Raw genomic sequence first — 9,394 nt, forward strand, 5'->3', positions numbered from 1 at the left:
CCCCGCCCCAGCAGCACCTCCCTGCCCGCCGCAACCCACACGTGGACCCTGCGGTACCCCGCCCGCGGGGCACCCCCGGGGGGCCCCCGCCACCACCCTCCACCCCGTCCGGGAGAGTGACATGCGCAGACTCCTTCGATCCGTCCTCGGCGCGGTGACCGCCGCCGCCGCGGTGCTTGCCGTCCCGACGCCGGCCGGTGCGGCCGACGCCCCGTACGACGTGCTGGTGTTCTCCAAGACCGCCGGGTTCCGGCACGATTCGATAGCCGTCGGTATCCAGGCGATCCGGGAACTCGGCACCGCGAACGGTTTCACCGTGACCGCGACCGAGGACGCGTCCCGGTTCACCACCGCGAACCTGGCCCAGTACGAGGCGGTGGTCTTCCTCAACACCACAGGCGACGTCCTGGACGCCGCACAGCAGTCCGCCTTCGAGTCGTACGTCAACGGCGGTGGCGGGTACGTCGGCGTCCACGCCGCCGCCGACACCGAGTACGGCTGGTCGTACTACGGCAGCCTGGTGGGGGGCTACTTCGCCTCGCACCCGGCCATCCAGCAGGCGAGCGTCCGCGTCGAGAACCGGGCGCACCCGGCGACCGGGCACCTGCCGCAGACCTGGACCCGCACCGACGAGTGGTACAACTACCAGACCAATCCGCGCTCGGGTGCCCGGGTCCTCGCCACCCTGGACGAGTCGTCGTACTCGGGTGGGTCGATGGGCGGTGACCATCCGATCTCCTGGTGCAAGACGGTCAACTCCGGCCGGTCGTTCTACACCGGCCTGGGGCACACCCAGGGGTCGTACACGGAGGCGGCGTTCCGCGGCCACCTGCTCGGCGGCATCCGGTACGCGGCCGGCCGGGCGAAGGCCGACTGCCGCCCGGAAACCGGCTACGTCACCCTCTACAACGGGTCCACCACCGGCTGGTCGCAGGCCGGGCCGGGCAGCTTCGGCAACGCCGACGCCACCCTCACCTCCGTCGGCGGCATGGGTCTGTACTGGTACAGCGCCAGGCAGTTCACCAACTACTCGCTGAAGCTGGACTGGCGGATGGCCGGCGACGACAACTCGGGCGTCTTCATCGGCTTCCCGCCGTCGACCGACCCCTGGTCGGCGGTGGACAACGGGTACGAGATCCAGATCGACGCCACCGACGCCACCGACCGCACCACCGGCGCGGTCTACACCTTCCAGTCCGCCGATCTGGCCGCCCGGGACGCGGCCCTGAACCCGCCGGGAGAGTGGAACACCTACGAGTTGCTGGTCGAGGGGGAACGGCTCCAGGTCCTCCTCAACGGTCGGAAGATCAACGACTTCACCAACACCGACCCGGCCCGCTCCCTCGCCGGCCACGTCGGGCTCCAGAACCACGGTACGGGCGACGACGTGTCGTTCCGCAACGTCCGGATCAAGGAGCTGGGCGGCACCCCGGGCGGTTCCACCACCGTGCAGGCCGAGGCGTTCGGCTCGGCCAACGGGGTCAGCGCGTTCACCAAGGCCGGGGCCAACGGCGGGCAGACCCTCGGCTACGTCGACCCGGGTGACTGGGCCGCGTACCCGGGTCTCGACCTGACCGGGGTCACCTCGCTGCGGGCCCGGGTGGTCTCCGGTGGGGCGGGCGGCACCATCGGCATCAGGACCGGCTCGGCCACCGGCCCGCTGCTCGGCCAGGTGGCGGTGCCCAACACCGGAGGCTGGACCACGTACGCCGACGTCGGCACCACCCTAGCCGGGGTGCCCACCGGTACGCAGACCGTGTACCTGACCTTCACCGGCTCCGGGACCGGTCTGTTCGACGTGGACGACTTCACCCTGGTCCGGGGCGGCGGAACCCCCGGCGCCCCGGGGACCGGGCCGATCGTCGGGCTCGGCGGCAAGTGCCTCGACGTCCGCAACGCGGCGACCGCCGACGGCACGCAGATCCAGATCTGGACCTGCAACGGCAGTGCCGCACAGACCTGGACGGTCACCCCGAACAGCACCGTCAAGGCGCTGGGCAAGTGCCTGGACGTCTCCGGTGGTGGCTCCGCCGACGGCACGAAGATCCAACTCTGGACCTGCAACGGCAGCGGTGCCCAGAACTGGTCCGCGCAGGCCGACGGCACCCTGCGCAACCCCAAGTCCGGCAAGTGCCTGGACGTGTCCAACAACAGCGCCACCGACGGCCAGGCCGTCCACCTGTGGACCTGTCTGGCCGCCGCCAACCAGAAGTGGACCCTGCCGTGACCCGGTAGGCGGCCACCCGTGTCCCCGCTGCCGGTCCGGCAGCGGGGGCACGTCGGGTCTTCGGCCTGACGGCGGCGGATGGCCGTCCGCCGTCGTCAGGCGGGTGTCAGCCGACGGTGACGTCGCCCGTCGACGCCGGTGCGGTCACCGGCGTGCCGGGTGCGGTCCGTCGTGGGCCCCGGGCCAGGACGTACCCGAGCAGGACCGCCATCACGGCGGTGCCCACCCACATGGCCTGCTGCCAGCCGTCCACGAAGGACTCCTGGGCGGCACGGACCAGCGCGGGTGCCTGGGCACCGGCGGTGTCGGAGGCGGCGATGGCGGTGGCGATGCCCTCGCGGGCGGCGTCGGCGGTGTCGGCGGGGACCGTGTCGAGGTGGGTGTCGACGGCACTGCGGTAGCCGGCGGTCAGGACCGCGCCGAGCAGCGCGACGCCGAGCGCGGTGCCGAACTCCCGGGTGACGTCGTTGAGGGCGGACGCGACACCCTGGCGGTCGCGGGGCAGGGCGGAGGTGATGGCCTCGGTGGAGGGGGTCTGGGTGAGGCCCATGCCGAGTCCCATGGCGAGCATGCCGGGCAGGATCGCCAGGTAGCCGCCGTCGACGGAGACGAGGGTGGCCATCAGGGCCAGACCCGCGCCGCCGAGCACGATGCCGGTGGCCATGGTGGCGCGGGCCCGGCCCGGGCGGCCACCCGTGGGGCGAGGCCGGAGGACAGCATCATCGTCGCCGCCATGGGCATGAGCGCGACGGTGGCGCGCAGGCCGGACCAGCCGAGGACGGCCTGGAAGTAGGGGAACAGGACGACGAAGATTCCCGCCTGGACGCCGAAGAGCGCCAGCAGCGCCAGCGAGCCGCTGGCGAGGCGTCGGTCGCCGAACAGTCGGACGTCGAGCAGGGGTGCCGGCCGGCGTAGTTCCCACACCACGAAGCCGATCGCGGCGACGACACCGACGAGCAGGCTCGCCGTGGTCAGCGGCGCGGTCCAGCCGTGGAGCGGGCCCTCGTGCAGGACGTAGATGAGGGCGGTCACGGCGACCACGGACGTCAGCGACCCGACGACGTCGAAGCGGTGCCGCGTCTGCTCGCGGGAGTTCGGAACGGCCCGTAGGGCCGTGACGGCGGCGGCGACGACGAGGACGACCGGCAGCAGGAACAGCCACCGCCAGTTCGCCCAGTCGACGAGCACCGCGGACAGGTACATGCCGAGGATGCCGCCGCCACCGGCGACGCCGGTCCAGATGCCGATGGCCTTGGAGCGTTCCCCGTCGGGGAAGGTGGAGGTGATGACGGCCAGCGTGACCGGCATGATCATCGCGGCGCCGACGCCGGCGAACAGCCGGGCGGCGATCATCATCGCGGCGGAGGTGGCCAGGCCGGCCGCCGCGCTGGCGATGCCGAACAGGGCCAGGCCGGCGAGCAGGATCGGCTTGCGGCCCACCCGGTCGCCGAGGGCTCCGAGCGGGAGCAGCAGCGCGGCCAGGCTGAGGGTGTAGATGTTGATCATCCACAGGACGGTGCTCTGCGACGCGTCGAACTCGACGGCGACCTGCGGCTGGGCGACGTTGAGCCCGGAGACGGAGGCGATGACCGCCATCAGGGCGATACACACCGCGATCAGGATGGCGCGGCGTCGGCGCGGGTCGTGGACCGTCGCGTCGGGGCCGTTCATGTGGGACAGGCTGTCGGGCGAGGACATGCGCGGGTTTCCTTTCGAGGGCGCGGTTCGGTACGGCGCCGGGGGTGGACCTCGGTCCCGGCGTCGCGGCGAGGGTGGGGTCAGGGGCGGCGGGTGGCGCGTACGACGACGTCGTGCAGGGCGACGGTGCGTCCGCCGGGCCCGGGGATGCCCCGGTGGTGTTCCTGGGCGGTGTGGATCCCCCACTCGGCCACGTCAAGGCCGGCGGTGATGTCGGCGAGGGTGACCGTCGCCTCGGCGGGGTGGTGGTGCCCGTGGCCGCCGGGGTGCGGCGTGTGCCCGTGGCCGACGATCAGCAGGGTGCCGCCGGTCGCCACCCACCCGCCGATGCGCCGGTAGAACGCGAGGTGCGGCATCGCGGGGTGCGCGTAGTGGGTGGTGACCAGGTCGAAGCGGACGCCCGGCTCCCAGCCGGTCAGGTCCGCCTCCACCCACCGGATCGGCGTTCCGGTCAGTCCGGCGGCGCTCGCGCGGTCGGCGGCGCGGGTCAGGGCCTCGGCGGCGATGTCGACGGCGGTGACCCGCCAGCCACGGGTGGCCAGCCAGATCGCCTCCGCGCCGGCACCGCACCCGGCGTCCAGCGCGGTGCCCGGTGCCAGGCGGGCGGTCTCCCGGGCGAGGTACGGGTTCGGCGGGTTGCCCGCCATGGAGCCGGCCCGGTGCCCGGCCGTGGGCTGCCAGTGCCGTTGCCAGTAGTCCTGGTCGAAGCGGTGCGTCATCGGGCAGCCTCCGCGACCGTGACGATCTCCTTCGGTTCGGTCATCCGACCTGTCCTTTCCCGTCGTCGCCAGTCATGAGGCGATCCTGCGACCACCGGGGAGAACCCGCAAAGATTCTTGCCGAATGGCAAAATGGCCTGGTGGACGAGAACCTGAACCGCACCCTCGACGCGGTCGGACCCCGGCTCAAGCAGCTACGGCTGCGCCGCAACATCACCCTCACCGACCTCGCCGAAGAGACCGGCATCTCCGCCAGCACCCTGTCCCGGCTCGAAGCGGGCCTACGACGCCCCACCCTCGAACAGTTGCTCCCGCTCGCCCGCGCCCACAGCGTCACCATCGACGAACTCGTGGACGCACCGCTGACCGGTGACCCCCGGATCAACCTGCGACCCATCGCCGCCGCCGACGGCGTGACCATCCTGCCGCTGACCCGCCGACCCGGTGGCATCCAGGCCTACAAGTTCGTCCTGCCGGCGGGCGACGACGACCGCGTGCCCGACCTGCGCACCCACGAGGGGTACGACTGGGTCTACGTCCTCAACGGCACCCTGCGCCTGGTCCTCGGCGACGACGACCTCACCCTGCAGCCCGGGGAGGCCGCCGAGTTCGACACCCGCACCCCGCACTGGTTCGGCGCGACCAGCTCCGGGCCGGTCGAGTTCCTCAGCCTCGTCGGCAGACAGGGCGAACGCGCCCACGTACGCGCCGCACCACGACCGGGCACCACCGCGTGAGCAGGCTTGTCCCCCGCGAGAGCTACCCGCAGGTGTCCACCGCACGGTGACGATTCCCGGCCCGCCGATCCCTAGCGTTCCAGGTGGCCCGCGGCACTTCGGCCGCCCACCTCGCAAAGGAACCCGTCATGCGTGTGTTGAAACAGGTCCTCGCCGTCGCGGCAGCCGCTCTCGTCGGCAGCCGGGCCGTCGCGGCGGTGCAGGACAACCCCTGGCTCACCCTGCTCCTCGGCACGGCGACCGCGGTGGCCACGCTCCTCGCGTACCGGTGGGTGGTGCGTCGTACCGAGGGACGGGAGGTCACGGAGCTGGCCCGGTGCGGTGCCGGCACCCGGATCGTCCGGGGCGCGGTCATCGGGTTCGTCATGTTCGCCGCCGTCGTCGTCACCATCGCCCTGCTGGGTGGCTACCACGTGCACGGCATGGGTTCGGTGACCGGCATGGTGGGCCTGTTCGGGTTCATGGCGGCCGCCGCCGTGACCGAGGAGTTGCTCTTCCGGGGCCTGCTGTTCCGCCTCGTCGAGGAACGCCTCGGGACCTGGCTGTCGCTGCTGCTGACCGGGGTGCTGTTCGGCCTGGTCCACCTGGCCAACCCCGACGCGAGCGTGTGGGGCGCGACCGCCGTCACCATCGAGGCGGGCTTCATGCTCGCCGCCTGCTACGCCGCCACCCGCACCCTGTGGGTGCCGATCGGGCTGCACTTCGGGTGGAACTTCGCCGCCGCGGGGATCTTCAGCGTCGTGGTCTCCGGCAACGGCGAGTCGCAGGGACTGCTGGACGCCACCATGTCGGGCCCGATGCTGCTCAGCGGTGGCGACTTCGGCCCGGAGGCCAGCCTGTTCACGGTGCTGGCGGGGCTGGCACTGACCGTGGTGTTCCTGGCGCTGGCCCACCGCCGGGGTCGCATCGTCCCGCGTCGCCGGCCGGCCGACGTGCCGGCGGCAGACGTTACCGTCTCCTGATGGTCGACCTGCGGACGCTTGCGGACAGGTGGCGGCGCTGGCCCGTCACGGTCCGGGATCTCCCGCTGGCGCTGCTGCTCGCCCTCGCCTGCGCGCCGATCCCGGTGTTGCAGGACCGCAGCACGCAACTCGGTGACCTGCCCGGCCGTCCGTTCGACGCGTTGGCCGTGGTGGCGATCGCCCTGGAGTGCCTCCCGCTGGCCGTCCGCCGGCGGTGGCCCGGGATCTGTCTCGCCCTGGTGTCCCTCGGCTTCGCCGTCGACCAGGTACGCGCCTACCACACGGTCGCGGGCACCGCGCTGGCCGTCGCGTTGCTCAGCGCCGGCGTCCACCTGGAACGTCGCCGGCGCGCCACCCTGGTCGTGGGCTCCGCCGCGTACGTCGCCCTGGCGGTCACCCTGCACCGGCAGGGGTCGACGGAGGGTGTGGGTGGTTTCCTCACCTTCTACCTGGCGTTGACCCTCGCCTGGGGCGTCGGGGCCTGGCTGCGGCAGAGCCGGGCCGCCGAGGCCGAACGCCGCCAGCGGGCCGCCGAGGCCGCCCGCGCCACCGAACGCGCCCGCATCGCCGGTGAACTGCACGACATCGTGACCCACCACGTGACGGCGATGGTCGTGCAGGCCGAGGCGGCACGCTACCTGACGACCGTCCCGGACCGCCTCGACACCACCCTCACCGCCATCACCGACACCGGCCGGAGGGCCATCGCCGACCTGCGGATCCTGCTCGACCTGCTCGACCCCGACCACCACGCCGACCCGCGCGTGCCGTCCGTCGGGGAGCTGCCCGCACTGGTCGAGCAGACCCGGCGGGCCGGGCAGCCGGTGGAGTTCACCCAGGACGGCAGCCCGGCGGAGACCACCGGCGGCGCGGAGGCCGCCGCCTACCGGGTCGTGCAGGAGGCGCTGACGAACGCCCTGAAGTACGCCCACGGCAGCCGTACCGCCGTGCACGTCCACCATGGGAAGAGGGAGATCACGGTGGAGATCAGCACCGCCGGCCCGGGTACGCGCCCCGCCGGCCCGGGTGGGAGCGGGCGCGGCCTGGCCGGGCTGCGTGACCGCGTCACCGTGCTCGGCGGCGAGTTCAGCGCGCAACGCCGGGAGGACGACGGCTTCGTCGTCCGGGCCCGCATCCCCACCGGTGACGCGTCATGACCGCGCCGATCCGGGTGCTGGTCTGCGACGACCAGGCGCTGATCCGTACCGGCTTCGCGACGATCATCGGCGCTCAACCCGACCTGGAGGTGGTGGGCGAGTGCGGGAACGGGCGCGAGGCGGTCGATCTCGCCGGGCGGCTGCGTCCGGACGTGGTGGTGATGGACGTGCGGATGCCGGTCCTCGACGGCATCGCGGCGACCCGCCTGCTGGCCGGCAGTGGGGTGACCCACCCGGTCAGGGTGCTCGTGGTGACGACGTTCAACCTCGACGAGTACGTCTACCAGGCGCTGCGCGCCGGGGCGAGCGGCTTCCTGCTCAAGGACGCCCCACCGGCGCAGCTGCTGCACGGCATCCGCACCGTCGCCAGCGGGGCCGCGCTGCTGGCACCGGAGGTGACCCGGCAACTCGTCGGCCGGTTCGCGGCCCGCATCCGTCCCGCCGGGGGCACCCCGGACGACACGGGCCTGACGCCGCGCGAGTTGGAGGTGCTGCGCCTGATCGCCGACGGCCTGTCCAACAGCGAGATAGCGGCCCGGCTGGTGATCAGTCAGGAGACCGTCAAGACGTACGTCTCACGCATCCTCACCAAGCTGGACCTGCGCGACCGTGTGCAGGCGGTGGTGTACGCGTACCGGACCGGGCTGGTGACCTGAACGCCCCGGCACCGTCACGTGCACAGGGGGTGACACGGGCCATGGAAATGGTTACTCTTGTATCAGTATTTCGATACAAGGAGGGGTCATGACCACTGGTGGCCGGTATCGAATGGTCGGGATGGCCGTCGGTGTGGGGACCGCCTTCGCACTGACCCGCACCTACCTGTTTGATCTGGCTCCGATCGCCCTGGTCCTGGCGACCCTCCTCGGCGCTCTCGCCAGCGAAGCCGTCACACCACGACCGGGCCGGGGCCGTGGCACCGCCAGCCTGGTTCCCCGACGCGTCCGGGATTACGCGCCGAGACGGGAAGTCGTCGTGGTCGCGCTGCTCGGGGTCGGCATCATGCTCTTCGCCGGCTTCCCCACCCCCGAACGACCTGACCACGAAGTCAAGTACTTCGGCACCGCGGCACCGGTCAGCCTCACGAGCACACTGATCACCCTTGGTGTCACCGCCGCCCTGACCCTCGTCATCGTATGGCTGATCGTCCGTGCTCCCCAGGCGGGAGCCGACGAGGCGGATGCGGCAGCGGACAACACCTGGCGTCACGCCGCCATCCGCCGCACGGTCTACACCTGCACGGCGGTGTTCGCCATCGTGTTCACCACCCTCGCCTTCTGGTACGCCGATCGCCAGTGGGATTGGCGCGCTGGTGGCTCACCTGCCTGGGGTCTCGCCCTCAGCCTCCTCGCCGGGCTCGGCCTGATCATCTTCGGCGGCTATGCGGGTGCCCTGGTGATGGCCCCGCACCGGCTCCCCGGCGCCGTGACCGGTGCCGCCAGCCACATCGGTGCCGACGGGGTAGCCGGATGACGAGCGGCCCCGCCATCCGGATCAACCCGTCCTCGGCTGTTCCCCCGTTCGAACAGGTCCGTCAGCAGATCGCCGAGCTGATCCGGTGGGGGGTGCTCGCGGAAGGGCAGCGACTCCCGACGGTCAGGCAACTCGCCGCCGATCTGGGGCTGGCCAACGGAACCGTGGCTCGCGCATACCAGGAGCTGGAGGCGGCCGGCCTGGTCGTCACCAGACGGGCGGCCGGCACCCGGGTGGCTTCCGCAGCCGTCCTACAGCCAGACGCCCGTCTCGAAGCCCTGACCCTGCGGGCCCGTGAGTTCGTCACCGCCGGTCGTCTCCTCGGTGCCGGTGATGACGAACTCACCGACGCCCACGCAGCCGCGCTGAAAGCAACGCCATCAGCCGGAGCGGGGCCCTGAGATCGACAGCGTCCTGCCGC

At 72.2% G+C, this 9,394-nt stretch carries 10 protein-coding genes; 7 read left to right on the forward strand and 3 right to left on the reverse strand.

The genetic code is table 11. The features are described from left to right. The first annotated feature begins 121 nt into the window (after window positions 1–121). Window positions 122–2,227: a ThuA domain-containing protein gene (locus tag ACOJTC_RS03770; protein ID WP_420115750.1), complete on the forward strand. Its 2,106-nt coding sequence runs from the start codon at window positions 122–124 to the stop codon at window positions 2,225–2,227. Window positions 2,228–2,333: 106 nt separating this feature from the next. Here the strand turns inward: ACOJTC_RS03770 and ACOJTC_RS03775 are convergent, their stop codons facing one another. The 3 genes from ACOJTC_RS03775 to ACOJTC_RS03785 all read right to left on the reverse strand — a co-directional run bounded on the left by ACOJTC_RS03775 (window position 2,334) and on the right by ACOJTC_RS03785 (window position 4,644). After that, window positions 2,334–2,891, reverse strand: a complete 558-nt coding sequence (locus tag ACOJTC_RS03775; protein WP_420115751.1) for a hypothetical protein — start codon at window positions 2,889–2,891, stop codon at window positions 2,334–2,336. Continuing rightward, on the reverse strand, window positions 2,849–3,925 hold the full coding sequence (locus ACOJTC_RS03780) for an MFS transporter (RefSeq protein ID WP_420115752.1): 1,077 nt from the start codon (window positions 3,923–3,925) through the stop codon (window positions 2,849–2,851). Before ACOJTC_RS03780 ends, ACOJTC_RS03775 begins: the two co-directional genes overlap by 43 nt. Window positions 3,926–4,005: 80 nt before the next feature. Beyond that, window positions 4,006–4,644 (reverse strand): class I SAM-dependent methyltransferase, encoded by a 639-nt coding sequence (locus ACOJTC_RS03785; RefSeq protein ID WP_420115753.1) that lies wholly within the window; start codon window positions 4,642–4,644, stop codon window positions 4,006–4,008. A 140-nt stretch (window positions 4,645–4,784) separates the two neighbouring features. Here ACOJTC_RS03785 and ACOJTC_RS03790 point away from each other — a divergent pair, with 140 nt between their 5' ends. From ACOJTC_RS03790 to ACOJTC_RS03815, 6 genes are all read left to right on the forward strand, one after another. After that, window positions 4,785–5,381 (forward strand): helix-turn-helix domain-containing protein, encoded by a 597-nt coding sequence (locus ACOJTC_RS03790; RefSeq protein WP_420115754.1) that lies wholly within the window; start codon window positions 4,785–4,787, stop codon window positions 5,379–5,381. Between the two features lie 128 nt (window positions 5,382–5,509). After that, window positions 5,510–6,343 (forward strand): CPBP family intramembrane glutamic endopeptidase, encoded by an 834-nt coding sequence (locus tag ACOJTC_RS03795; protein WP_420115755.1) that lies wholly within the window; start codon window positions 5,510–5,512, stop codon window positions 6,341–6,343. Beyond that, window positions 6,343–7,500 (forward strand): sensor histidine kinase, encoded by a 1,158-nt coding sequence (locus tag ACOJTC_RS03800; RefSeq protein ID WP_420115756.1) that lies wholly within the window; start codon window positions 6,343–6,345, stop codon window positions 7,498–7,500. Before ACOJTC_RS03795 ends, ACOJTC_RS03800 begins: the two co-directional genes overlap by 1 nt. After that, window positions 7,497–8,156: a response regulator gene (locus ACOJTC_RS03805; RefSeq protein ID WP_420115757.1), complete on the forward strand. Its 660-nt coding sequence runs from the start codon at window positions 7,497–7,499 to the stop codon at window positions 8,154–8,156. The genes ACOJTC_RS03800 and ACOJTC_RS03805 overlap by 4 nt, the downstream gene beginning before the upstream one ends. A gap of 88 nt (window positions 8,157–8,244) precedes the next feature. Further along, on the forward strand, window positions 8,245–8,973 hold the full coding sequence (locus tag ACOJTC_RS03810) for a hypothetical protein (RefSeq protein ID WP_420115758.1): 729 nt from the start codon (window positions 8,245–8,247) through the stop codon (window positions 8,971–8,973). Further along, window positions 8,970–9,374, forward strand: a complete 405-nt coding sequence (locus ACOJTC_RS03815; RefSeq protein WP_420115759.1) for a GntR family transcriptional regulator — start codon at window positions 8,970–8,972, stop codon at window positions 9,372–9,374. The genes ACOJTC_RS03810 and ACOJTC_RS03815 overlap by 4 nt, the downstream gene beginning before the upstream one ends. Window positions 9,375–9,394: the final 20 nt, after the last annotated feature.

The organism is Micromonospora sp., from assembly GCF_048594385.1.
Taxonomy (GTDB): Bacteria; Actinomycetota; Actinomycetes; order Mycobacteriales; family Micromonosporaceae; genus Micromonospora; species Micromonospora wenchangensis.